Annotated in this window: 23 protein-coding genes; 2 read left to right on the top strand and 21 right to left on the bottom strand. The window is 39.8% G+C overall.

What is annotated here, in order from left to right; genetic code table 11:
• The first annotated feature begins 179 nt into the window (after positions 1-179).
• The gene (locus ACERDH_RS03525) at positions 180-971 is read left to right on the top strand and encodes a nucleotidyltransferase domain-containing protein (RefSeq protein ID WP_386679716.1); all 792 of its coding nucleotides are present in this window, start codon (positions 180-182) and stop codon (positions 969-971) included.
• A gap of 382 nt (positions 972-1,353) precedes the next feature.
• Here the strand turns inward: ACERDH_RS03525 and ileS are convergent, their stop codons facing one another.
• From ileS to pbp2b, 14 genes are all read right to left on the bottom strand, one after another.
• Entirely contained in the window at positions 1,354-4,146 is a 2,793-nt protein-coding gene (ileS, locus tag ACERDH_RS03520; protein WP_386679714.1) for an isoleucine--tRNA ligase, read from the bottom strand.
• 252 nt (positions 4,147-4,398) lie between these two features.
• Entirely contained in the window at positions 4,399-5,274 is an 876-nt protein-coding gene (locus ACERDH_RS03515; RefSeq protein ID WP_314725966.1) for a DivIVA domain-containing protein, read from the bottom strand.
• Positions 5,275-5,282: 8 nt separating this feature from the next.
• Positions 5,283-6,068 carry a YlmH family RNA-binding protein gene (locus tag ACERDH_RS03510; RefSeq protein WP_386679712.1) on the bottom strand — a complete coding sequence of 262 codons (786 nt, stop codon included), beginning with the start codon at positions 6,066-6,068 and terminating at the stop codon, positions 5,283-5,285.
• Positions 6,065-6,328, bottom strand: a complete 264-nt coding sequence (locus ACERDH_RS03505; protein ID WP_261115946.1) for a YggT family protein — start codon at positions 6,326-6,328, stop codon at positions 6,065-6,067. The genes ACERDH_RS03510 and ACERDH_RS03505 overlap by 4 nt, the downstream gene beginning before the upstream one ends.
• The gene (locus tag ACERDH_RS03500; protein WP_386679710.1) at positions 6,328-6,861 is read right to left on the bottom strand and encodes a cell division protein SepF; all 534 of its coding nucleotides are present in this window, start codon (positions 6,859-6,861) and stop codon (positions 6,328-6,330) included. The genes ACERDH_RS03505 and ACERDH_RS03500 overlap by 1 nt, the downstream gene beginning before the upstream one ends.
• A gap of 9 nt (positions 6,862-6,870) precedes the next feature.
• Positions 6,871-7,542: a YggS family pyridoxal phosphate-dependent enzyme gene (locus ACERDH_RS03495; protein WP_386679708.1), complete on the bottom strand. Its 672-nt coding sequence runs from the start codon at positions 7,540-7,542 to the stop codon at positions 6,871-6,873.
• Positions 7,543-7,546: 4 nt separating this feature from the next.
• On the bottom strand, positions 7,547-8,803 hold the full coding sequence (gene ftsZ, locus ACERDH_RS03490; RefSeq protein ID WP_386679706.1) for a cell division protein FtsZ: 1,257 nt from the start codon (positions 8,801-8,803) through the stop codon (positions 7,547-7,549).
• Between the two features lie 17 nt (positions 8,804-8,820).
• On the bottom strand, positions 8,821-10,200 hold the full coding sequence (gene ftsA / locus ACERDH_RS03485; RefSeq protein WP_020901691.1) for a cell division protein FtsA: 1,380 nt from the start codon (positions 10,198-10,200) through the stop codon (positions 8,821-8,823).
• A gap of 214 nt (positions 10,201-10,414) precedes the next feature.
• Positions 10,415-11,119 carry a YwaF family protein gene (locus ACERDH_RS03480; RefSeq protein WP_386679704.1) on the bottom strand — a complete coding sequence of 235 codons (705 nt, stop codon included), beginning with the start codon at positions 11,117-11,119 and terminating at the stop codon, positions 10,415-10,417.
• A 90-nt stretch (positions 11,120-11,209) separates the two neighbouring features.
• Positions 11,210-11,821 (bottom strand): NUDIX hydrolase, encoded by a 612-nt coding sequence (locus ACERDH_RS03475; RefSeq protein ID WP_386679702.1) that lies wholly within the window; start codon positions 11,819-11,821, stop codon positions 11,210-11,212.
• Positions 11,808-13,181, bottom strand: a complete 1,374-nt coding sequence (locus tag ACERDH_RS03470) for a UDP-N-acetylmuramoyl-tripeptide--D-alanyl-D-alanine ligase (RefSeq protein WP_386679700.1) — start codon at positions 13,179-13,181, stop codon at positions 11,808-11,810. The genes ACERDH_RS03475 and ACERDH_RS03470 overlap by 14 nt, the downstream gene beginning before the upstream one ends.
• An 83-nt stretch (positions 13,182-13,264) precedes the next feature.
• Complete coding sequence (locus ACERDH_RS03465) at positions 13,265-14,308, bottom strand: D-alanine--D-alanine ligase (RefSeq protein WP_386679698.1); 1,044 nt, start codon at positions 14,306-14,308, stop codon at positions 13,265-13,267.
• Between the two features lie 174 nt (positions 14,309-14,482).
• Positions 14,483-15,079: a recombination mediator RecR gene (recR, locus tag ACERDH_RS03460; RefSeq protein WP_000966754.1), complete on the bottom strand. Its 597-nt coding sequence runs from the start codon at positions 15,077-15,079 to the stop codon at positions 14,483-14,485.
• Positions 15,080-15,089: 10 nt separating this feature from the next.
• Positions 15,090-17,147 carry a penicillin-binding protein PBP2B gene (pbp2b, locus tag ACERDH_RS03455; RefSeq protein ID WP_386679685.1) on the bottom strand — a complete coding sequence of 686 codons (2,058 nt, stop codon included), beginning with the start codon at positions 17,145-17,147 and terminating at the stop codon, positions 15,090-15,092.
• Between the two features lie 190 nt (positions 17,148-17,337).
• Here pbp2b and ACERDH_RS03450 point away from each other — a divergent pair, with 190 nt between their 5' ends.
• A complete protein-coding gene (locus ACERDH_RS03450) occupies positions 17,338-18,189 on the top strand; it encodes a MurR/RpiR family transcriptional regulator (protein ID WP_386679683.1) in 852 nt (283 codons plus the stop codon).
• Between the two features lie 61 nt (positions 18,190-18,250).
• Here ACERDH_RS03450 and ACERDH_RS03445 read toward each other — a convergent pair whose 3' ends face one another.
• From ACERDH_RS03445 to ACERDH_RS03415, 7 genes are all read right to left on the bottom strand, one after another.
• Complete coding sequence (locus ACERDH_RS03445; RefSeq protein WP_000384864.1) at positions 18,251-18,601, bottom strand: type II toxin-antitoxin system RelE/ParE family toxin; 351 nt, start codon at positions 18,599-18,601, stop codon at positions 18,251-18,253.
• Positions 18,591-18,878: a type II toxin-antitoxin system RelB/ParD family antitoxin gene (gene relB, locus ACERDH_RS03440; protein WP_020901685.1), complete on the bottom strand. Its 288-nt coding sequence runs from the start codon at positions 18,876-18,878 to the stop codon at positions 18,591-18,593. Before relB ends, ACERDH_RS03445 begins: the two co-directional genes overlap by 11 nt.
• Before the next feature lie 96 nt (positions 18,879-18,974).
• The gene (locus ACERDH_RS03435; protein ID WP_386679680.1) at positions 18,975-19,859 is read right to left on the bottom strand and encodes an ROK family protein; all 885 of its coding nucleotides are present in this window, start codon (positions 19,857-19,859) and stop codon (positions 18,975-18,977) included.
• A 17-nt stretch (positions 19,860-19,876) separates the two neighbouring features.
• Positions 19,877-20,794, bottom strand: a complete 918-nt coding sequence (locus tag ACERDH_RS03430; RefSeq protein ID WP_386679678.1) for a dihydrodipicolinate synthase family protein — start codon at positions 20,792-20,794, stop codon at positions 19,877-19,879.
• A 68-nt stretch (positions 20,795-20,862) separates the two neighbouring features.
• Positions 20,863-21,966 (bottom strand): Gfo/Idh/MocA family protein, encoded by a 1,104-nt coding sequence (locus ACERDH_RS03425; RefSeq protein ID WP_000241736.1) that lies wholly within the window; start codon positions 21,964-21,966, stop codon positions 20,863-20,865.
• Between the two features lie 39 nt (positions 21,967-22,005).
• Positions 22,006-22,839 (bottom strand): carbohydrate ABC transporter permease, encoded by an 834-nt coding sequence (locus ACERDH_RS03420; protein ID WP_285389325.1) that lies wholly within the window; start codon positions 22,837-22,839, stop codon positions 22,006-22,008.
• Positions 22,839-23,723 carry a carbohydrate ABC transporter permease gene (locus tag ACERDH_RS03415; protein ID WP_023946138.1) on the bottom strand — a complete coding sequence of 295 codons (885 nt, stop codon included), beginning with the start codon at positions 23,721-23,723 and terminating at the stop codon, positions 22,839-22,841. The genes ACERDH_RS03420 and ACERDH_RS03415 overlap by 1 nt, the downstream gene beginning before the upstream one ends.

Raw genomic sequence — 23,723 nt, 5'->3', positions numbered from 1 at the left:
TCTATTTTACACAATTTTTCACAAAAAAGCTAGTCAAAACCAAAAAGGAAGAGACTGTTTGGCAGTTGGATTGCTTTGAACAAGACCAGCAAATATGTGAAAAGAAATTTCCATTTCACTCTTGCTAGTCTCCTTACTTTTTGTTAGAATGATGTCAAAAAATAAAGAAGGTTACCATTATGCCACAACATCTCTTTAAAGAATTGGCTCAACTGGAGCAAGTAGAGGCACTAGCTCTAGGAGGATCACGGGCTGGCCAAGATTTTGACAAGGACTCTGACTATGATGTATATGTCTACCTCAGTGCTCCTCTCTCGCCAAACATCCGAAAAGAAATTCTCAGCAAATACTGCTCCTATATGGAAGTCGGCAATCAATTTTGGGAATTGGAGGATGATTGCGTTCTCAATAATGGTATCGATATTGAGCTGATTTACCGCTCTCTGGACAGCTTTGACAAAAATTTACAGGTCGTAGTTTTAGAGCACCAAGCCCAGAATTCTTACACTACTTGTATGTGGTACAATCTACTCAACAGTAAGATTATCTACGATCGAGATGGTCACTATGCGGCCCTCCAGAAAAAGTACAATCTTCCTTATCCAGCCGAGCTGAAAAAGAATATCATCAACAAGCAACTCCTGCTTCTCGACCAAGCTATGCCAGCTTTTTCAAGACAAATCAAAAAAGCTCTCAAGCGCAAAGACTTACTCAGCATTAATCACCGCAGTAGCGAGTTTTTCGCTTCTTATTTCGATTTGCTCTTTTCCTTCAATGAACAGCTCCATCCAGGAGAAAAACGCATGCTCCAGTACGCAAAAAATAATTGCTCTCATCTACCTCAAAATTTTGAAAACGATATTCAAGACTACTTTCAAAATCTCTACCAACTAGATCACCAGCAGAAAACAATCCTAACTTTAGAGCATCTCCTATTAAATCTTAAACACTTGATTAATGAATCTATTTAAAATTACAATAAAAGCTCATGAAATCTACTTTTCAGATGATTCATGAGCTTTTTGAATTTCCACAATATATAACGGTGTAGAGTTGATTGAAACAAGAGTAAGACAAAAAGGTTCTAATACTCAATGAAAATCAAAGAGCAAACTAGGAAACTAACCGCAGGTTGCTCAAAACACTGTTTTGAGGTTGTGGATATAACTGACGAAGTCAGTCACATATATAATCCAAGGCGACGTTGACGTGGTTTGAAGAGATTTGTGAAGAGTATAACATGATAAAAACGCATCATATCATATGTTCAAAAACATGATACAATGCGTTTAATAGACTATAAAATTAGTTGTCTTTTCGTCTCAAATTGAGTTTTCTCTAGACTTTTCAACCTTATTTCTCTTCAAATCCTTCTGCGACTGCGTCCGCAAAGTTTTCTTCTACGATGCTTGCACAGTGGTCACAGATGACTGCGTGGTAGCTACGTTCTGCTGTTGTTGGGTCAATACGACGGCAACGGTCACATACTTGGCCTGCAGCACGTTCAACAGTGAAGGCGACATCTTCAAAGCTCACAGAATTTTCCGGAGCTGGTCCTTCTGCGATGGTCAAGTCTGACACGATCAAAAGTTGAGCTACATTGCTGTTTACTGCTTCGAGTAGAGTTTTCACGACTTCATTTGGATAAACTGTCAAGTGAGCTTCAAGTGATTTACCGATTACTTTTGCATTACGAGCTTCTTCCAAGGCTTTTTGAGCTTGTCCACGGAAGTCCATGAAGGCAGCCCATGTATCCAAGATTTCTTCTTGATTAGCAAAAGTTTGAGCTTCTGGCAATTCTGACAATTGAACGAAGTCTTCTGTTTCAAACTCAAGGTATGACCAGATTTCTTCAGCAGTGTGAGGAAGGATAGGTGTCAAGAGTTTCGTGATTTTCACAAGAATGTCATAGAAGACAGTCTGCATTTGACGACGTTCCAATGATTTGGCACCTTCGATGTAAACAACATCTTTAGCAAAATCAAGGTAGAAGGCTGATAAATCAACGTTGATAAAGTTCACCAAGGCCTTGTAGATTGTCAAGAATTCAAAGTTGGCATAAGCGTCGCGAATGGTCTTGACAAGCTGGTTAAAGCGAATCGTCATGTACTTATCAACTGAACGAAGCTCATCGTAAGCTACTGCATCCTCAGCTGGGTTAAAGTCAGATGTATTGGCAATCAAGAAACGAAGGGTGTTACGAATCTTACGGTAAGTTTCAGAGACTTGGCTCAAGATATCCATAGAGATACGCACGTCATTGCTTGAGTCTACACTTGTTACCCAAAGACGCAAGATTTCAGCACCGAATTGTTTTTCAACATCGCTTGGAGCAATGGTATTTCCAAGAGATTTAGACATCTTCTCACCTTTACCATCAAGGGCAAAACCTTGTGACAAGATTTGTTTGTAAGGTGCTACGCCATGATTGGCAACAGATGTGATAAGTGAAGAGTTGAACCAACCACGGTATTGGTCAGAACCTTCTAGGTAAAGGTCTGCTGGGTAAGTCAATTCAGGACGGTTTACCACAACTCCATTCCAAGATGAACCTGAGTCAAACCAAACGTCCATGATATCTGTTTCTTTTTTGAACTCACCATTTGGAGAACCTGGGTGAGTAAATCCTTCTGGCAAGAGGTCCTTGGCATCGCGTTCCCACCAAATGCTTGAACCGTATACTTCAAAGAGTTTAGCCACGTGTTCAATGGTTTCAGCAGTCATGATAGCTGTACCATCTTCAGCGTAGAAGATAGGAAGTGGAACACCCCAGGCACGTTGACGAGAGATAACCCAGTCGCCACGGTCACGAATCATATTGTAAAGACGGACTTTACCCCATTCTGAGTGGAATTTCACTTTTTCAATTTCGTCCAAGATTTCTTGGCGGAATTTAGAAACTGAGGCAAACCATTGTGGTACTGCACGCCAGATGATTGGTTTCTTAGTACGCCAGTCAAATGGGTATGAGTGAGAGATTTCTTCTTGGGCAAGAAGGAGGTTGCCAAGTTTTTCAATAACAGTTGGAACCACCTTGTCATAGAATTGACCTTCAAACTCAGCACCAGCATTGGCCATCATGATACCGCGTTCGTCAACAGTCACTGCAACTTCAAGACCATTAGCAATACCAACATTGTAGTCATCCTCACCAAAACCAGGGGCTGTATGGACAATACCCGTACCAGAATCAGTCGTAACGTGGTCACCAAGGATAACCAATTCATCTACAGCTGTATCCCATGGGTGTTTTGTTACGATATGATTCAATTCTTGACCACGGTAAGTTGCCAAAACTTGAACATCAACCCAGCCAAATTTCTCAGATAAGCTAGTCAACAATTCTGCAGCAACCACAAACTTGCGATCTTCACCAGCAGGTTGAACCAAAACGTAATCAATATCTGCACCAACAGTTAAACCACGAGAAGCTGTGATGGTAAATGGAGTAGTTGTCCAGACAACGATGTAAGTATCTGTATCTAGAACACCTTTGCCATCTTTTACCTTATTTGCATAGTAAAGGGAAGTTGAAACCAAGTCATGGTATTCAATCTCCGCTTCTGCAAGGGCAGACTCAGATGACCAAGACCAGTAAACTGGTTTGGCACCACGGTAGATATAACCTTTATTAGCCATCTCACCAAATACACGGATTTGGGCTGCCTCATAGTCAGGTGTCAAAGTCACATATGGATTTTCCCAGTCACCAGAAACTCCCAAACGTTTAAAGTCTTCACGTTGTTTATCTACTTGAGAAAGAGCGTATTCACGGCAAAGTTTCAAGTACTCAACCAAGTCCATTTCTTTACGTTTGATACCTTGTTTTGCCAAAACTTGCTCGATTGGCAGACCATGAGTATCCCAACCTGGGATGTATGGTGCGTAAAAACCTGACATAGATTTTGAACGAACAATGATATCTTTTGAAATCTTGTTCATAGCGTGCCCAACGTGGATATTTCCGTTCGCGTATGGAGGGCCATCATGCAAGGTGAAATGAGGTTTTCCTTGGTTCAATTCTTGACGACGTTGGTAAAGTTTTGCATCTTCCCATTCCTTTTGCCAAACTGGCTCTTTGGTAGGAAGTCCTGCACGCATTGGGAAAGCTGTTTTCCCAAGGTTAAGGGTATCTTTGAGTTTCATGGTATCTCCTTTATAAATAATAACAAATTAAAAACCACGACTTCCAAAAAGGACGAAAATCGTGGTACCACCTTTATTCGGAAAAAGATCTTGTCTTTCTCCCTCTTATCCCGTAACGTGGGTAACGTCAAATCCTACTAATTTCAGACTTGAGTTTTTGAGAGGATAATCTTATCATTAGGGATTACAGGTCTCACACCATCTCCTGCTCGCTGGAAATATAAGGATAAGATATTGTTCTCATATTATTTCTTATAAAATTGTAACAGATTCTTGCGGTGCCGCAAAACCTGGTTCTGAGTTTACAGCTTCAGTAGCTGGTGTTGGTCCTGAGTAATGGCTTGAAGCTACTTCTGGCTCTTCATACATTGGACCAACTGGATGAGCTGGACTTTCTTCAACAACTGGAGCTGGTGAAACCACTTGTTCCTGCTCAGCTCTTGCTTCTGCTTCTGCAAGTTCCTTATTAGCCGCTTCGATACGCGCTTGCAACTCTGCCATTTCCTCGGGAGAAAACTGGCGAGTAATATCAATTGGTTCTTCCTCTTGCTGTTGTTGTAAGACAGAGTCACCTAAGACTTCGCTGACTACTTCTTTGAAGGCTTCATCACTTGTCTGAAGATAAGTTGCTGTTGGGCGAAGAATATCTTCCCAATCTGAAGATTCAACAATTGCTAACTGGCTCTCAATTGTAGATTTAAGACGTTGATGGAAGACACGGCTCTTGTTCTTCAACTCTTCAGTTTCGACAGCAACCTTCTTAGCATTGTCAGTTGCTTGACGAAGAATTTCATTTGCCTTGTACTTAGCTTCTTCCAACAAACGTTGTGCATCTTGCTCTGCTTGTTGGATAATATTGTTTGAACGTTCTGTTGCAGCTTGTTTTACTCGCTCAGCCGTATCCTGCGCAATCAACACAGATTGACTCAATGAATCTTTCATCTCATCAAAGTAAGACAATCGCTCTTCCAAACTCTTAATATGTAAATCCTTGTCATGATTAGAGCGAACCAAATCTTCATAATCACGGACTACAATATCTAAAAACTCATCTACTTCTTCTTGATCAAACCCTCTAAAGCGTGTGCTAAAGGTTTTATCTTTGATTTCTAACGATGTAATTGGCATATTTTTCCTCACTTACTTAATAACAATTGGACCGTTAATTTCTTTTTATCTTTTTTTGTTTGCCCATTATCTCTAATGAGTTTCAATCGACCAAATTTCCTTACACTAATCAGATCACCAACTTGAACTGCATAATCTGATTTTTCAACTAAATGGTAATTCACTTGGACTGCCTGTTTTTCAATTAGCTGACTTGCCTGATTTCTAGACAACTTGAAGACACCTGCTAGAAAAACATCTAATCTAGAACTAGCGATACAAATATCTAATTCTTGATAATCTTCTACTGTAGCAATTTTCTCAGTAAAATCCCGTTCTTCTAGACGAACCGGTAAACGAGCAACTTTCGTAATGCCGTCTTGAAAAAGGAGCATAAACTGTCGATTAATGATAATCTGTGCCCTCTCTTCATTGACTAAGATATCACCAAATAGCTTCCTATCGATTCCCAGCTGATTTAAAACAGTCCCTAATATTTTTGCATGTGTTAAGCGCTCAAACTTATTAGGATAGACTATTTCTTGCAAGGATAGTTCAAAATCAGAGAATTCTGGCTCAAAATAATCAGGATACAGGAGAACCCGTACATATTCAGTTTCGAGAAACTGCCGACTGCTCATGTAGGAGATGCCGTTGGTTGATGCTAGAACCTTTAAAATCTTTTCTTGATGGGGATTTACAAAGGGTGTTAAAAAAGGAGAATACGAATCTTCTACCTTTTTTATCCATTCTGCTCCCTTATCAATAAAAGATGAATCATTCTTAGAAAAGTGTTGATAAATCATCTTGTTCATAGAAAAATCACTAAAAGTCGAATCAACTGTTCCCCTAGGAAGTGAACTAGTAATACCGCAATCCAGACAGACAAGTCAAGACCTGCAATCTGGAGGGGTAAACGTTGCAAGGGAGCTACTATCGGTTTCACTAAACTAATAATCAAGCGTCCAAGACGTGATTCATAAGCATTGGGAAACCAAGACATCAGAGCAAAAATGATTAAAATCAGTGAATAGATATCCACTGCATTTTGAATAAAACGAATGAGAAAGAGCATTATCTCACTCTCGTACGTTTCATATCAAAGCCAAATTCACCATTTTGTGATTCATCTGGAATTTTGATGTCTTCAATATTGACGACAACATCAACTGGTGTCAGCAAGTACATAGTAGATGCTACCTTTTTCATGTTACCAGCTAAAACGTGACGTGCCCCATCCAGATAATCCAAACAACGACGAGCTTGGACTTCTGTCATATATTGGAAATCAATCAAAATACTTTCGTTACCAGCTAATAAATCAACAATATCTGTGGCGTCTTCGTATTTACGTGGATAACGAACATCAATGGTTACCTTATCAGTAGAACGTTGACTTTGCATAGCCAACTCTTGTTGACGGGCATGAAGACGAGTGATGTTTTTATCTTTAGATGGCGTGCTAGCAGCTTGTTGAGGCAACTCTTGAACAGAAGGAACTGAAGTCACAATCGGCTCTTCAGCTTTAGGCTGATAAGTAGTACCCACATCTTCTCCATCTTCTGTAAAATAATCTATAAATTTATCAAATCTATCTTTTAAAGACATAGTTCTTTCCTATTTAAAAAATGCTGAACCAATTCTGACAAATGTTGAGCCAAATTCAATCGCTTCCTTGTAGTCACGACTCATACCCATACTCAAGTCCTTCATTGGCATATTGGGAATTTGTTTTTCTCTAATTTCTAGTTGCAAATCCTGCGTAGCTTTAAAAATCTCTTTCAACTCATCACTACTAGCTTCAAAAGGAGCCATGGTCATCAAGCCGACATATTCGATTTTATCTAAGGTGGCCAACTCTGGCAAGAGCTCCATTAGTTCTTCCTTTGAAAAACCATGTTTGCTCTCTTCCCTTGAGATATTCACTTGTAAGAAACACTTAACAACTCGGTCACTTCTTTTTTGAATTTCCTCTGCTAGCTTTAATGAATCCAAAGCGTGGAAATAATCAACGTACTGAATGACATCTTTAACCTTGCGTCTTTGCAAAGTTCCAATCAAATGCCATGTAATATTTCTATCTTTTAAAGCTTCATATTTCTCAAGAAATTTATCCACACGATTTTCACCAATATGATGCACACCTAGCGGAAGCAAAGCCTCCGCTGTCGGTACGTCTACATATTTTGTAACAGCAAGAACTGAAACAGAATTGGCTTCTCTTCCTGACTGCTGACTTGCATCTTTTATTTGTTGAAAAACACGTTCTGTATTTTCTTTCAAATTCATTTACTTAACGATTTTTGAAAAATGGAGGAGTGTCTAATTCATCCTCATCGTGTAAAGATGGTGCTTCGAAACGTTCAACTGGTGATACAACTGAATCAGTCGGACGAACAATTGTCTCACGACGCAAGTCCCAATCACCAAAGGCTGAAGTTTGAGAAGTTTCTGTACGGCGAGGTGCTGGACTTGGAATTTCTGCAGTTTCGGCCATATCAAAGTGACGATTATGATTGTGTGCATGGTTAGAACTTGCTTGCTCATGACGAACAGCTTGTCTTGGTGCATGACCAACAACTTTTTCAACACGATCTTGGCGAACACCAGTCGCTACAACCGTAACACGGATCTCATCTTTCATGTTTTCATCGATTGATGTTCCGAGCCAGATGTTCACTCCTTGACCAGCTGCTTGGTTGACGATTTCTGAAGCTTCTTCTGCCTCAATCAAAGTCAAGTCAAGACCACCAGTAACGTTGACGATGACATCCTCAGCACCGTCAATAGTTGTTTCAAGAAGTGGTGAGTAGATTGCCTTACGAGCTGCTTCTACCACACGTTCTTCACCACTACCGATACCGATACCCATTAGAGCGTTCCCTTTATTTGCCATAACTGTTTTCACATCGGCAAAGTCAAGGTTAATCAAACCAGGATTTGTAATCAAGTCAGTAATTCCTTGAACACCTTGGCGAAGTACGTTATCTGCTTCGCTAAGAGCTTCAAGAAGTGGCGTTTTCTTATCAACAATTTCAAGCAAGTTGTTGTTTGAAATAATCAATAGAGTATCTACATGTTCGCGAAGTTGATTGATTCCTTCTACAGCATATTGGCCACGTTTGCTTCCTTCAAAACCGAAAGGACGTGTCACAACACCAACTGTAAGAGCACCTAAATCTTTAGCAATGCGGGCAATAACAGGAGCTGCACCAGTACCTGAGCCACCTCCCATACCTGCAGTGATGAAGACCATATCTGCTCCAGTAATAGCTTGAGTCAAGGCTTCTTCGCTTTCTTCGGCAGCCTTTTGACCGATTTCAGGTCGACCGCCAGCACCCAAACCACGAGTCAATTTAGGACCTAACTGAATTACAGTCTCAGCTTTTGTACTACTCAAAGCTTGTACATCTGTGTTTGCTGCGATAAATTCTACGCCTGCAACACCTTCGTCAACCATGCGGTTAATGGCGTTACCACCACCTCCACCAACACCGATTACTTTAATCACTGCACCTTGAGCAGCCGCTGTATCAAATGAAAATGTCATAGTTTATTTTTCCTCTTTTATTCATCAAACATACTTCCAATTAAACCACGGAAGCGATCTGCGATTTTTGGTTTATTTTGAGAAGATACTTTATCTTCTTTTGGAGCAACTACGTTCGTAGAAGCTGATTGCTCTACCTCAGTATTTTGAACTGGTTGAATAGGGGTAGGTTGTGCTACCTGCGTAACACGTTGAATCATCCCACCAAAATTAATTGGTTGGTGACGCAAAGTATCCTCACCCTTGACTGCTCGTTGTGCTAACAAATGCACTTCAGTCAATTGACCAGCAAATTCAGATAAGCTAATCACATGAGCGAAGGCAGGGTTACGGATTCCAACTTGATTTGGAACGTAAAGTTTAACACCAACGCCAAATACTTCCTGCGCAAGTTCTACAATACCTGGTAAAATAGCATTTCCACCAATCAGAACAATCCCACCTGGAAGATCCAACAAATGTCTTCTTTCCAACTCTTGTTTGATTTGTTCAAAAATGTGTTTAATGCGAGCTGAAATAATCTCTGCTAGATAGCTTTCTGTAACCTCAACAGGCTCTACTTCACCAATCACTTCAACTTGGAAGGTTTCATTACTTGCAAGTGAAGGGTAGGCTTCACCATAGTTCAATTTTAATCCTTCAGCTAGTTTTTGTGAAGTCTTCAAGACTTTAGAAATATCTTTTGTGACATAATCTCCACCTTCTTGAAGAATATTTGTAAACTGGAGTTCTTGGTTACGGATTGTAGCAACAGTTGTTTGACCTGCTCCCATATCAATCACAGTAGCTCCAAATTCACGCTCTCCTTCATTCAAGACTGAACGAACCAAAGCCAATGGTGAAATAATAATATTTTCAACTTGAACACCTGAGCGCTCAACTGTTTTGCGTAAATTGTGAAGAATAGTACGTGGACCAGTGTAAAGTAAGCCACGCATTTCAAGACGAACCCCCATCATGCCACGTGGGTCACGAATACCTTGGAAACCATCTACGATAAATTCTTCAGGAATAAAAGTAATGACTTCACGATCTGGTGTCATACTCTTTGTCAAGGCTGATTTGACAACATTTTCAACATCTTGATCTGTAATTTCTTTTGTATCAGATGTAACTGGAATCATTCCTTGAGTTGGTTCTACTTGCAAAAGATTTCCAGGCAAACCAACATTCACAGATTTAATTGAAATGCCAGCTTTCTCTTCTGCTTGGGAAATAGCTGACTTGATAGCAGTTGCTGCTGCTTCAATATCAACGATAATCCCATCCTTTACACCTTTACTCTTGGCATTACTTACACCAATTACATTAAGTTCACCATCTCTAAGCTCGGCAACCAATACCTTAATCGAATTAGTTCCGATATCTAAGCCTGTAAAAAAACCATCTCTAGCCATTACATCGCATCCTCTCTCTTCCAAGTTTCAAACTTCTATTCAATATAGCTAAAATAGGGCATAGCTATTCACAGAATATTATAACACAAAAAATCCAATCGTGCTTAGTTTTTCCTAAATTTACTTACCATTTTTTCACATTCGCTCATCAAATTTTTTTATTTTCCAAACAAGTTATAAAAAATCAGATTTATGAAAAAAAGAAAGCTCCTTTCTAAGCTTTCTTTGTAATCATTTTTTCTGCTTCTTGTTCTAAAAATAGTTCCAAGATTTTCTTTGTTAACGCAATCGCCGCTGATAAGGCTAGAGAAACGATTAAATAATTAGCTACTAAGCCATGGTCTCCAACCAATGGCGGTTTTGTCAAGAATCCGTAATCTCCACCTGTTACCAAATTGACCACAAAAATCAAGGCATTTAGAGCAAAGGTCATGAGAAAAATTCCCTTCACATCCAACAATCGTGCATCGTACTGTCTCAAGAGATAAACCAAAGAGTTCCCCAAGAGAGCTAAGTGTCCAAAGATAAAGGATAAAATCGCAATATGTGGGAAAGGATAAGCATCTGGCACTGGATAAACAAAGGCTGCTAATGTCCCAAATGTCCCCAATAATGCAAAATACTGCCTATATTTAGACTGACCAGGAAGCAAAAGCACCACAAACATAGCCATACGGCAATGGTAAAAAGGTAAACTTTCTGACAGCGGCATATGATTGACCCAATACCAACCATAAAGTAGAATCAACTGAACTGCCTGTAAGATTTGGAAAAATCGTTGGTAAACCTTCTTTTCACGATAGCGATAGGCTGTAAAAAAGGTTAAGGCTAAGAGCGTAAATAGGCTAACATACCAAAAAAGGTCAAACTTAGGTGGTTCTGTTGCTTGGGTAGTAAAGAAAATATCCCATAAATTCATCTAGTCTTCCTCATGATTCAAAATTTTCCTGCATTTTATTATACCATGCTATTTGTCAAAAATGAATTTAGAAATACGATAATCATCTTCTTAATCAAGATATTGCTCCCTCTGACCTTGATAAACCTGCCAAAGAAGCTCTATTTGCTCCTTGGTAATGCGTTTTTCAGATAAGGCTGGCAGTTGGTCAATGGCAAAAAATTGAAGGTCAGCAATTTCTTGATTTTCTTGGAATTGTCCATCAAGAAACTTACATTCAAAAACAAACTTTGCATATTGCTTGCTCTGTAGTTGGAAACGATTTGTATCAAAAACAGCTAGTAGTCTTTCTACTTTAGCTTCAAAACCGGTTTCTTCTTCAATTTCATTGAGAATATTTTCTGTTGGAGAATAGCCGACTTCACCAAAGCCACCTGGCAAAGCCCAATCATTCTCTCCTTGTCCCCTAACCAGACAAATCTTTTCGTCCTCAACAATCCAAGCACGGACGTCCATTAACGGAGTCGCATAAGCAGAAGTTGGCTTCAAGACTTCTGCCACTTCTTCGGAATCAAGGTCTGATGCCTGATTCAACATTTCAGATAAAAGGCCTCGCAAGTCTTCGTAGCGCTCACGGTCGAAAGGATCTTTTGTAAAGGTTAATCCAGTATCTGTAAGGGCAATCATTCTTTGAAGATACTTGACAAAATCACTTGTCTTCATTTTCTAAACTTTCTACCAACTTGGCTAGATTCATAGAGTTAGAGCCTTTGAGCAAGATTTGATCATGGACTCCAAGGCTTTCTTTGACCTGCTTGACTAGGTCTTCAAATTGGTCTTGGTCTTCTGTTTTCTTGAAGTAGTAAACGTGGCCGATTGGGAACATTTGACTGGCAAGTTGGGCTAATTCGGCAATGTCTTCTCCATAGAAAATAAGGGTATCAAGCACATCTGGTGAGAGGCTCAAAATCATCTGATTATGGAGTTGAACAGAATGGTCACCGAGTTCCTTCATGTCTGCCAAGACAGCGATTTTCTTGCCCCCTTCATTGGCTGGAATGGCAGAGAAAGTCTCTAAAATCAGTTTCATAGCTGTTGGATTGGCATTGTATACATCAGACAAAATATCTGCTCCATTGGCTGCTTTCTTCCACTCGGTACGGTTACGCGTCAATTCAAGATTTTGGAATGCCTGATGAATTTGCTCCTCTGACACTCCTTCTTGCAGGGCAACATAGGATGCAATCATAGCATTAGTGGCATTGTACTTACCAGTCACTGGCAAATCAAGGGCTTGTTCCAAGAAATTAGCCTTAAAGGTCAGACTATCCTTGCGCTCAATCAAGTCTGTGATTTCCAGCTCTGCTCCTTGCCCAAAACGGACCACCTTTTTATCAGTAGGCAAGTAGTCCTCTACAATCGGGTCTGCTGGGGCCAAGAGCAAAGAACCTTCAGGCATGCCATCAGCAATTTGCATTTTCCCTTTAGCGATTTCCGAACGGTCTTTGAAAAAGGCCAAATGAGCTTCCCCCACCAAGGTAACGATAGCTGTCTTTGGATGAGCCAATTCTGACAAGAGATGAATATCACCCAAGTGATCCTGCCCCATCTCCAAGACCAACTTTTCTGTTCCTTCAGGCATGTGGAGAACTGTGTAGGGAAGCCCAATCTCGTTATTGTAGTTTCCTTGTGTTTTGTATGTTTTATAGGTTGTTGATAGCAAGTGCGCTAACATATCTTTGGTCGTTGTCTTGCCATTTGAACCTGTAACAGCAAAGACATCAACAGCCGTTTTTTCAAGATAGTAGGCTGCTAGGGTTTGAAAGGCAGTCAATACGTCATCTACTAGAATATAGGGATGATTTGCAACCTCTTTCTCAGACAGGGTTACAGCAGCGCCATTTTCAAAAGCTGTTTCTATAAAGTCATGGCCATCACGCGCCCCTTTGAGGGGCACAAATAAATCCCCTGCCGCAATTAAGCGACTATCAAACTCGGCCTTTTCTAACTTGGTATCCTCAAAAATGCTGATATCATTTTTAGCTCCGACAACTTGGGCCACTTCATGGATTGTTAATTTCATTTCTACTCCTTTAAAAAGGGTTGAAGTCCGAGAACTCTAATCACTCTGCAGTGGTGGTTCTGACTTCTACCCTCTCTTTCATTTTATAGCAAATGCGCTTCGCGCTTGTCAAAACTTTCCTTAGCAAGGTCAACCAAATGCTCGATTAGTTCTGGGTAGGTGATTCCCATATTATCCCAAAGTAGTGGATACATTGACCACTGGGTAAAACCTGGCATGGTATTGAGCTCATTTAGGAAAATCTCTCCCTTATCAGTATAGAAGAAATCGCAACGAGATAGACCTAAACCACCAATGGCACGGAAGGCTGTTTCTGCATTTTGACGCATGACAGCTACCACATCATCACTGATTTTAGCTGGAATATCCATAGTAATCTTGTTATCAATATACTTGGCATCGTAGTCATAGAAGGCAACATCCTTGACTACTTCTCCTGGAAGGGTGCTTTTAACATCGTAGTTACCCAGTAGCCCAACCTCGATTTCACGGGCATTCACTCCTTGTTCTACCAAGACACGGCTATCATATTGGAAGGCAAGTTTCAAGGCTTGACGGAGTTCGTCTTGATTTTCAGATTTGGAAATACCGACACTTGAACCCATGTTTGATGGTTTTGTGAAGACTGGATAAGTCAATTTTTCTTCCACTTCAGCAATTTTAGAAGATACATCATCACCTTCGACAATGGCCACATAAGGAACTTGGGCAATCCCGACAGATTCTAACACACGCTTGGTCGTGATCTTGTCCATGGCAAGGCTAGATGACAAGATGTTACAACCAACATAAGGCATTTTCAAAACTTCCAAAAATCCTTGAACTGAGCCATCTTCTCCCATCGGACCGTGAAGGACTGGAAAGACCACTGCTCCCTCTTCATAGATAGCACTTGGTGCCACTTTCTTATCCCAATCAATGGTTTCATTGGTCATAAGACGATCCTCTTGACCGGGAGTCTGGCTAAATTCTTGCGTTTTAATAAAGTCACCTGACTGACTAATAAAGAAAGTCTTGACTGTGAAACGATCGTAGTTAACCGCACGCATCACACTCTCAGCTGAAAGAACAGAGACTTCACGCTCTGCACTACGTCCACCGTATAAAAGAATAATCGTTTGTTTCATATTATTTGTTCCAATTCTAATAGAATACTCGTTCTTTAGTATATCATATTTGCTTCTTTTTTGAAACTTGAACCTGATACTGGTCTTCAATAAATCTAAAAAAAGACCGATAAAACAACTGTCGGTCTCCGTGATTTTTGTATAAATAAATTGAGTGTGTTAATTTGTCTAGACTTACAACTCTGTCCGATTTTCAATCGCTCGTAAGAGTGTAACTTCATCTGCATACTCGATATCCGCTCCCACAGCAAGACCTCGTGCTAGACGCGTAACCTTGATACCAGCCGGCTTGAGCAAACGAGAAAGATACATGGATGTCGCTTCACCATCTGCTGTAGCATTTGTTGCTACGATTACCTCTGAAACTTCACTATCCATAAGACGAGTCATGAGGCTCTTGAGATTGATATCGTCCGGACTGATACCATTCATGGGAGAAATGAGTCCGTGTAAAACATGATAGAGTCCGTGGTATTCTTGGATGTTCTCCATGGCTGCCACATCGCGACTATCCTCGAGAACTAAAATCGTTGTCTGGTCACGAGTCGGATCGGTACAGATAGAGCAAGGATCGTCATCAGTCAGGCGACCGCAGATGGAACAGTAGGTCAGCTCTCTCTTAGCAGAAAGGAGATTTTTAGCAAATTCATTTACATCGTCATCAGACATTCCAATAGTATAGAAGGCCAGACGGGTAGCCGTCTTAATCCCGATACCCGGTAACTTCGAATAACTGTCAATTAGCTTGGCAATAGGTGTTGGATAAAGCATATGTTCCTTTCTAATTCATCGGATGATGTTGGTTATAGAGGTTGATAATATCGCGCGCAATGGAAGGTCCGACACCATTTGTAAGATTGGTGTTATGTGGAAAGACAACAGCTACCGCGATTTGAGGATTATCTGATGGGGCATAGGCCACGGCATTGGTGTTGTTGGCTTTTTGACCACCTGCAACATAACTTTCGGCAGTACCTGTTTTCCCACTAATGGATACGCTTGCACCATTTGAAAAGGCACGACCGGTTGTCAGAGCACTTCCACCATGAGAAACTTGATAAAAGCCTTGTTGAAGGATGGAAACATCAGACTCAGAAATATTAATTTTATTCATTTCCTTGGTATCAATAGATTGGATTAAGTCACCTAAGCCACCTTGTTCATTATTTCCATAAATCCCCTCAACAATATGGGGTGCAATTCGAACACCGTTGTTGGCAATTGTTCCAACGTACTGGGCCAATTGCATAGGGGTATAGTTATCAAACTGACCAAATGCATTGGTAATGTAATTAGCAAAATTATACTCTTTTGGAATAAAACCAGTTGACTCATCTGGAAGGTCAATGCCTGTTGAGGCTCCAAGACCATATTCAGCAAATGTCGCACGCAATTTCCCCATGGCGGATTCTAAATTGTTAGTTAAAACAAACATATTTGGTTGATAGGTCTGACCCATGATGCCCAAAGCCGTTTGGACCATGTAGGTATTAGAAGAATACTCCAAGGCTTCCACAGCTGTAATCGGGAATGAACCGTAAGCCTGAGTATACCAAGAATTAATTGGAGATGAGCCTTGGAAGATAATCGGTTGATCTGTCAAGGTCTGGTTCCCTGATAAGACTCCATTCTCCCACCCAGAACTGATAGTTGCCGCTTTGACAACTGAACCTGGGACAAAGACATTGGTTACCGTTCCCAAGGAATCAGGCGTTAACTCTCCCGTTTTCAAGTCATGTTTGAGCCCTGACATAGACAAAACCGCACCTGTTTTGGGGTTCAAAGCAACTGCATAAACACCCTCAGAATACTTGGCTCCTCCATTTCCTAGTTCGGAATTGAAATAACTCTTAAGCAGATTGTCCACGCTATCTTGGAAGGACAAATCAATAGTCAATTTAATATTGTTACCTTTGGTACCATCTTCGATATTTTCGACACTTTCCATGTTTCCGTGCTTATCTAGATGGATTTCTTTCACCGAGCGTTTTCCTTGCAAGGTTTCTTCATATTGTTTTTCTAGATAAGAGGTTCCAACACGGTCATTTAGAGAATAACCCTTCTTGATATAGGCATCCGCTTCTTCAGCTGGAAGACCAGCTTTTTCACTGGATACACTTCCTACTATAGAAGAAAGTGAAGTCTCTAGAACCTTTCGATCCCACGAAGTTGAAATACTGATACCAGGTAAATTCTTAGAAGCCGAAGCAATCAAGGCAATCTGAGTATCTGTTAAAGCATCTGTCACAATGGTGCCTGTTGCAAAGTTTCCAACTGCATTAAGTTGACTAAAGAGATAAATTTCTTTCTTTTCGTCATCCGAGTAGGCCAATTGACTTGGATCGATACTTTCAACAGTATTATTGTAAAGCTCGGATTCAGATAATTGATTTCCATCAGAATCAAGGCGCTTCTCACGTGGTAAGCTTTCCACTGCTTTCTTATAGACATCTTGATCTGCTAGGTAGTAGTCTGCTAACTGTCGGTCAGTCAATGTTGGAGAAGAAACTCCCACATAGGCTAGCAACTTCTTGGCTGTTTCTTTCAAATCGGCAGCCGTCATTTTGTTGTTTCGAGTAAAGGAAACAACTTGTTTCACAGTATTTTCAACCAAGGGCTTGCCGCTGGCATCATAAATTTCTCCTCGAGCTGAACTAGTGGTCACCTTTGTTTTACTAGCCGATGCTAGTTTTGTCTCATAAAAATCCTTGTTCAAAACCTGCATATAAAGTAGGCGACCAATAATGGCCATAAAGAGTAAAATGACAATTGAAAACAATAAATTAAGCCGAATCGGAATCGAATGGCTGTCAAACTTTCTCATACAAATCAGTCTCATTTCTATTTTAAGTCTTACTCTTAATTGTACCATAATTTAAGAAGAAAATTATGGAAAATAAAAGAGCTTTTTCCTTTTTACATCAAAATACGATTTTATTTATCCATCCCTATATTATATGATATAATAAATGTAAAAGTTCGATGACCTAGTCTTTTTCCAATATGACTCATTTAAAGGAGCCTTCCCTATGGACAAACCAGATATAGCAACCCTCATTGATTCTCACTTTGAAGAAATGACAGACCTAGAGCAAGAAATCGCTCGCTATTTTTTACAAACGGAAACCATTACAGATGATTTATCTTCTCAGCAGGTTACTCAAAAATTACATATCTCTCAAGCTGCTCTGACCCGCTTTGCTAAAAAGTGTGGTTTTACAGGCTATCGAGAATTTATTTTCCAATACCAGCACCAAGCAGAGAAACAAGACACCCATTCTCACAAGCACAGTCCACTTACAAAACGAGTCCTCAGAAGTTATAGCAGTATGCGGGAACAAACACAGGACTTGATTGACGAAGTCCAACTAGAAAGAATTGCCCAGTTAATCGAAGATGCTGAGCGTGTCTACTTCTTCGGAACAGGGAGTTCTGGCCTCGTAGCTCTTGAAATGAAATTGCGCTTCATGCGTCTAGGTGTGGTCTGTGAAGCCTTAACAGACCAAGACGGTTTTGCTTGGACAACCAGTATTATGGATGAAAATTGTCTCGTACTCGGTTTCTCTCTTTCTGGCACAACACCTTCTATTTTAGATAGTCTATTAGACGCTAAGGAGATGGGGGCAAAGACTGTACTTTTTACAAGTGTTCCCAATAAAGATAGTCAGGCTTATACAGAGACTGTTCTTGTAGCCACCCACAGCCAGTCTTCTTACATCCAACGTATATCCGCTCAACTTCCTATGCTCTTCTTTATCGATTTGATTTATGCCTACTTTTTGGAAATCAATCGTGAAAGCAAGGAGAAAATCTTTAATAGCTATTGGGAAAATAAAAAACTCAATGGCTATCGTAGACAAAAACGTGTAAGAAAATCCTAGTTTGGCTGAGTCAAACTAGGATTTTTATTCATCACTAAACATACCTCTTCAAGATTATGAATCAATCGTATCTTGACTTAGTCTTAAATAATTTCATGTAATCACTTTTTGAAGGGAGTAAATAAGCAAGTCTGACGGTATCCTCAACAATTGTATATAATACGATGTAATCCTTACTCAAGGTCAATCCTCGCGTTTGGTAGCGAGGGTCTAATTTCTTACCAAATTTTTCATCGGCATCAAATCCAGCTTGAGGGAAAATTTCTAGACGATTAATATCTTTTCTGATACTCGCCACTTTTCGTCTCGCAGCCTCTACAGAACCGATTTCCTCTGCTATATACTGATATATTTTATCCAGACTATCAATCACTCTAGGAGAATACAAAATCCTATATTTTTTATAATCCATAGCGTGTCACGACATCCTCATCTGTCAAGTAATTTCCAGCCTCAATCTTGGCATAACTTTCTTGAACTTCTGCTTGTAATTGCCTAAACAAATACTCCTTCTCTAATTCCTCTTCACTCAGTAAATCTACTTCATTTGTTACGGCAACATTCTTTAAAAATAATCTAAGTGCTGATGAAAGAGAGAGATTTTTTTCTTTTAACACTTCCATGGCATCATTTACTAATTCTCTATTAGCTTGGAAGGTCACAACTTTACTTGAATTCGCTATAGCCATTTTCTATAACTCCTTTATATATTTTATTTATTATCTCACAATTATAAAGAAAGTCAAGGGAACTTGATTAGAAAATCCTAGTTTGGTCTAGCCAAACTAGGATTGTTTTGTTTTAAAGTGATAATAAGCTCCCAACATACCTGCTGTATTTTGGTGATGGGCAAATTCTAATCGTGTTTTTTCAGCTAGGCTTGGTACCAAAGCATCTTTTAAAGCTTTTCGAATTTTAGGTTTGAGGATTGCCTCTTGCCCCATGATACCGCCACCGAGAATGACCACTTCTGGATTGGCCACATAGCAAATATTTGCCAGACCTTTTCCTAGATAGTCTACCATACGGTCAATACCAGCCATGCAGATTTTGTTTCCTTCGGTAGCTTCCTTAAAGATACGTCGGCCATTCCACTGATCAACTGGATCTCCATGACCTGCCGCTACATACTCTACCAAGGCTGTTGTAGAAGCCAAGTCTTGGAATGCTCCATCCTGCATATGCATATAACCGACTTCACAGGCTGAATTACTAAAACCATGGAAGACTTTCCCATCCATAATCAAGCAACCTCCGATACCTGTTCCAATGGTCAAGCAAAGGGTGACACTCGCTCCCTTACCTGAACCAGATACTGCCTCAGCTAGACCTGCACAGTTGACATCATTTTCAATCTCACAAGGAATCGCAAAGCTAGTCTCGATTTCCTTCTTGAACCGGGTTCCTGCGTAGTTAGGAATTTGAGGCCCAGCATAGAAAATCTCACCCTTGTCAGGATCCACCATTCCTGCTGAAGAAATGGCAACACCTGCTACTGGGCCTTTTTCTAAATAGCTGGCTACGATATCTTTGGTTTTTTGTAAGATATGAGGTCCACCCTTATGCGCCTCTGTTGGCATTTCATGCGATTCAACATGTTGGCCTTCTTGGTCGATCAAACCATATTTGATGTTGGTTCCACCGATATCAATTGCAACGTAGTGTGTCATAAATACCTCCTTATGGATTAGAGGAAGCGCTCCTTGGTTTCACGAATCAAGGCTGCAGCTGCTTCTACAACTGGACGATCCCCTTCAGTTACTGGCGTCAATGGTGAACGAACAGAACCAATATTCAAGCCTTCATTGATTTTCAAGACTTCTTTAATCACACCGTACATATTTCCATGTGCAACAGTCAATTTGCCAATGATTGCATTGATAGCGTACTGCAATTCACGGGCTGTTTCTAAGTCTTTGTCAGCAATCAACTGATTGAGTTTCAAGAAGAGTTCTGGCATAGCACCATAAGTACCACCGATACCAGCTTTTGCTCCCATGAGACGACCACCTAAGAACTGTTCATCTGGACCGTTGAAGACGATATGGTCTTCTCCACCAAGGCTCACAAAAGTTTGGATATCTTGAACTGGCATAGAAGAGTTCTTCACACCGATAACACGTGGATTTTTCAACATTTCAGTATAAAGACTTGGAGTCAAAGCAACACCTGCCAATTGAGGAATGTTATAAATCACGTAGTCTGTGTTTGGAGCTGCAGAACTGATATCGTTCCAGTACTTAGCAACTGAGTATTCTGGTAAGCGGAAATAAATAGGTGGAATCGTCGCAATAGCATCCACACCCAAGCTTTCTGCGTGGCGAGCAAGTTCCATACTATCTTTAGTATTGTTGCAAGCAACATGGGCAATAATAGTCAATTTACCTTTGGCAACTGTCATGACTTCTTCCAAAATCAACTTGCGGTCTTCTACACTTTGATAGATACACTCACCAGAAGAACCATTGACATAAAGACCTTGAACACCTTTATCAATGAAGTATTGAACCAAGGCACGCGTACGCTCTGGACTTACTTCTCCTTGATCATCATAACATGCGTAGAAGGCTGGGATGACACCTTCGTATTTTTTTAAATCTGACATAGATTTTCTCCTAACTTATTTCCGAAATGAGGGGAGAAAATAAATTTTTCATCCCCTTTACATTATTTTTATTTTACAATTTCTGACAATTTTACTTTACGATCTTCAAACATAGATTGGGTACAAGCATCTGCAGTAGCAATTGCTTCTAGAGCAGCTTCACCTGTCAATAGTTTTGCAAATTCTTCTGATACTGGAGCTCCTTGCATAATCTCATGCAAATAGCGCATTTCTTTATCAATGACAGATGATAACCATAATGGAGTACGTTTACCTGGTTTACCATAAGCAATTGCTCCATCCATCTCTGTACTATGATAGATACGAGTACGATCATCATCTTCTTCTTGCGATTCATGAATCAAGAAATAACTTTCTTGTCCATCTAGCTTAAGAGTTCCTTTACAGTTGAATAAGTCTAAACGGATGGCACCTTTCGTTCCTTGGATTAAGACATAATGTTCACCCCAACGATAAGCTGAACCCCATTCTAACAAAGCAAATCGCTTATTAGAAAATTCCATATTGACAAAAATCATATCATCTTCATCACCGAAATTTTCACCTTCGTGGGCCACATTTCCACCTGTCATGGTTACAGTTTCAGGCATGCCACCCATAAGGAATTGTACGCAATCCAATTCATGAATATGGTGATACAAGTGACCACCTGATTTTTCACGAATTTTTTTCCATGATACTGACGGTTGTTGTTCTTCCCAACCATTACGAGCTGTGTGACAATATAGGACGTCTCCGATGACTCCTTGATTAATTAGTTCTTTTGCATGATGGACACCATTAAAGAAGTTCATAATATGTCCTGCCATAAAGGTTACATTATTTTCTTTACATGCATCTACCATCTCGCGACAATCTTGATAAGAAAGCGCAATTGGTTTTTCACAGAAAACATTTTTACCATGTTGTGCAGCCTTAATAACCGGTTCCTTATGAAGATTATTTGGAGTTGCGACGATAACACAATCTACCTCATCGCTAGAAACCAACTCATCTAGGGAGCTTGCTACTTTTGCTCCCAATTCTTCTGCAATTGCCTCTGCATTATCTGGATCATAGAGAAGAGTAATCTCTGCTCCATCATTCTTTTGCATATAACGAGCTAACTCAGCCCCAAAATATCCTGTTCCAACAACACCGTATTTAACCATGTTTTTTCTCCTTTATTAAATAAACTTTCTAATTTTAACTTATTTCACAGATCCTTCTGATAATCCACTTGCAATCTTATTTTGGATGATAGAGAAGAAAATGATTGATGGAAGAACTACAATAACAGATGCCGCCATCATATCTCCCCAGTCTAAGATTTCTGAACCATTAAGCGAACGAAGGGCTACTGCTACTGTCATCTTTCCTGTATTGTTAATCAAAATCAAAGCATACAAGAATTCATTCCAAGCATTGATAAATGTATAAATAGCTGTTGCTACAATACCTGGTGCTACAATCGGTAGCACAACTTTATAAAATGTAACAAATTTATTTGCACCATCAATTCGAGCTGCTTCTTCAATTCCAATTGGAACTGTTTGGAAAAATCCAACTAAGAGCCAAACTGCATATGGAACACTAAAAGATAGATAAACCATCATCAAGCCAAATAAACTATTTGTTAACCCAACTTTAGCAATGGCAATTGAATATGGAATTGCTAACAAAATTGGTGGGAAAATGTAGGTAATGACGAGTAGTCTCGACATGATTGCCCCCAATTTAGGGAAGAATCGAACAATACCATAGGCTGCCATAGCAGAAATAATAATCGCAATAACAGTTGTAGCTAAGGCAATGATTAAACTGTTTCGAATGTTATCAATAAAGTGCAAATCGTTGATAACATGAGTGAAATAATCTAATGTAAATTGTTCAGGCCAAAATCTTGTTGGATACTGAGTCAATTCCCCTTTCCCCTTTACAGACGATATGATAATCCATACCAATGGGAAAATTGCAACGATGGTCGCACCAATCAAGAGTGCATGTGAGAGAATATCTAAATAAATACTGGATTTCTTCTTCATTATTTTCTACCCTCCTTTTCCCACTTACTGATGATAGCAAAGTAGATAAAGCAAATCGCCACCAAGAAGATAAAGAGCAATACTGTGACTGCTGAAGCACGACCCAACAATTTAGTTCCCCAACCTAGGTTGTAAGCAAAAATTGGAAGCGTTGTTGTAGCATTGGCTGGTCCACCACCAGTAATTAGGTAGATAATGTCAAAGTTATTAAAGATCCATACAGTTCTCAAAACAACTAGAAGCCCTACAACCACTTTAATATGTGGAAAGACGATAAACTTGAACACCTGCCAACTTGAAGCGCCATCTATCTTAGCAGCCTCAAATTGTTCTTCTGGTACTGTTTGCAAAGCTGAAAGTACATTAACCATGATCATCGGTGCTCCAAACCAAATGTTGATAAACACCAAACATAGGAATGCCCATGTACTATCTGTCAAAAATGCAGGTGTATGATCCATTAAACCTAATTTTACGATTAGGTTAGGTAAGTAGCCATAAACCCCGTTTAGAATCCACTGCCAAGAAAAGGCAATAACGATTGTAGGAAATGCCCAAGGAACAATCAATAAGGTCCTATATAATTTCTTGAAGTGACGTACTCTGTGAAGAGCTAAAGCCAATACAAACCCTACTAAAACTTGACCAACTAATGAGAAAACGGTCCACTTAATTGAATTAAAGAACGCATTAAAGAAGTTGGGATCTGATAGCACAGCTTTATAGTTAGCTAAACCAACAAATTTATAATTTGGCATAATTAAATGCTTATTGGTAAAGCTATAAAAAATACTCGAGAAAAACGGATAAACAAAGAGTAATCCTACGATAATCATAGCTGGCAAAACAAATATCCAGCGAGTTAAATTACGTTCTTTAACCAT

This window comes from Streptococcus bovismuti (assembly GCF_042436615.2).
Taxonomy (GTDB): Bacteria; Bacillota; Bacilli; order Lactobacillales; family Streptococcaceae; genus Streptococcus.
The sequence above is the reverse complement of the archived record's forward strand: the minus strand, read 5'-3'. Positions and strand labels throughout refer to the sequence as shown.

Excerpts from the sequence above, each read along its gene's own strand:
- ACERDH_RS03525 (WP_386679716.1), top strand. The coding sequence starts at position 180 with ATGCCACAACATCTCTTTAAAGAATTGGCTCAACTGGAGCAAGTAGAG.
- ileS (WP_386679714.1), bottom strand. The coding sequence starts at position 4,146 with ATGAAACTCAAAGATACCCTTAACCTTGGGAAAACAGCTTTCCCAATG.
- ACERDH_RS03515 (WP_314725966.1), bottom strand. The coding sequence starts at position 5,274 with ATGCCAATTACATCGTTAGAAATCAAAGATAAAACCTTTAGCACACGC.
- ACERDH_RS03510 (WP_386679712.1), bottom strand. The coding sequence starts at position 6,068 with ATGAACAAGATGATTTATCAACACTTTTCTAAGAATGATTCATCTTTT.
- ACERDH_RS03505 (WP_261115946.1), bottom strand. The coding sequence starts at position 6,328 with ATGCTCTTTCTCATTCGTTTTATTCAAAATGCAGTGGATATCTATTCA.
- ACERDH_RS03500 (WP_386679710.1), bottom strand. The coding sequence starts at position 6,861 with ATGTCTTTAAAAGATAGATTTGATAAATTTATAGATTATTTTACAGAA.
- ACERDH_RS03495 (WP_386679708.1), bottom strand. The coding sequence starts at position 7,542 with ATGAATTTGAAAGAAAATACAGAACGTGTTTTTCAACAAATAAAAGAT.
- ftsZ (WP_386679706.1), bottom strand. The coding sequence starts at position 8,803 with ATGACATTTTCATTTGATACAGCGGCTGCTCAAGGTGCAGTGATTAAA.
- ftsA (WP_020901691.1), bottom strand. The coding sequence starts at position 10,200 with ATGGCTAGAGATGGTTTTTTTACAGGCTTAGATATCGGAACTAATTCG.
- ACERDH_RS03480 (WP_386679704.1), bottom strand. The coding sequence starts at position 11,119 with ATGAATTTATGGGATATTTTCTTTACTACCCAAGCAACAGAACCACCT.
- ACERDH_RS03475 (WP_386679702.1), bottom strand. The coding sequence starts at position 11,821 with ATGAAGACAAGTGATTTTGTCAAGTATCTTCAAAGAATGATTGCCCTT.
- ACERDH_RS03470 (WP_386679700.1), bottom strand. The coding sequence starts at position 13,181 with ATGAAATTAACAATCCATGAAGTGGCCCAAGTTGTCGGAGCTAAAAAT.
- ACERDH_RS03465 (WP_386679698.1), bottom strand. The coding sequence starts at position 14,308 with ATGAAACAAACGATTATTCTTTTATACGGTGGACGTAGTGCAGAGCGT.
- recR (WP_000966754.1), bottom strand. The coding sequence starts at position 15,079 with ATGCTTTATCCAACACCTATTGCCAAGCTAATTGACAGTTATTCGAAG.
- pbp2b (WP_386679685.1), bottom strand. The coding sequence starts at position 17,147 with ATGAGACTGATTTGTATGAGAAAGTTTGACAGCCATTCGATTCCGATT.
- ACERDH_RS03450 (WP_386679683.1), top strand. The coding sequence starts at position 17,338 with ATGGACAAACCAGATATAGCAACCCTCATTGATTCTCACTTTGAAGAA.
- ACERDH_RS03445 (WP_000384864.1), bottom strand. The coding sequence starts at position 18,601 with ATGGATTATAAAAAATATAGGATTTTGTATTCTCCTAGAGTGATTGAT.
- relB (WP_020901685.1), bottom strand. The coding sequence starts at position 18,878 with ATGGCTATAGCGAATTCAAGTAAAGTTGTGACCTTCCAAGCTAATAGA.
- ACERDH_RS03435 (WP_386679680.1), bottom strand. The coding sequence starts at position 19,859 with ATGACACACTACGTTGCAATTGATATCGGTGGAACCAACATCAAATAT.
- ACERDH_RS03430 (WP_386679678.1), bottom strand. The coding sequence starts at position 20,794 with ATGTCAGATTTAAAAAAATACGAAGGTGTCATCCCAGCCTTCTACGCA.
- ACERDH_RS03425 (WP_000241736.1), bottom strand. The coding sequence starts at position 21,966 with ATGGTTAAATACGGTGTTGTTGGAACAGGATATTTTGGGGCTGAGTTA.
- ACERDH_RS03420 (WP_285389325.1), bottom strand. The coding sequence starts at position 22,839 with ATGAAGAAGAAATCCAGTATTTATTTAGATATTCTCTCACATGCACTC.
- ACERDH_RS03415 (WP_023946138.1), bottom strand. The coding sequence starts at position 23,723 with ATGGTTAAAGAACGTAATTTAACTCGCTGGATATTTGTTTTGCCAGCT.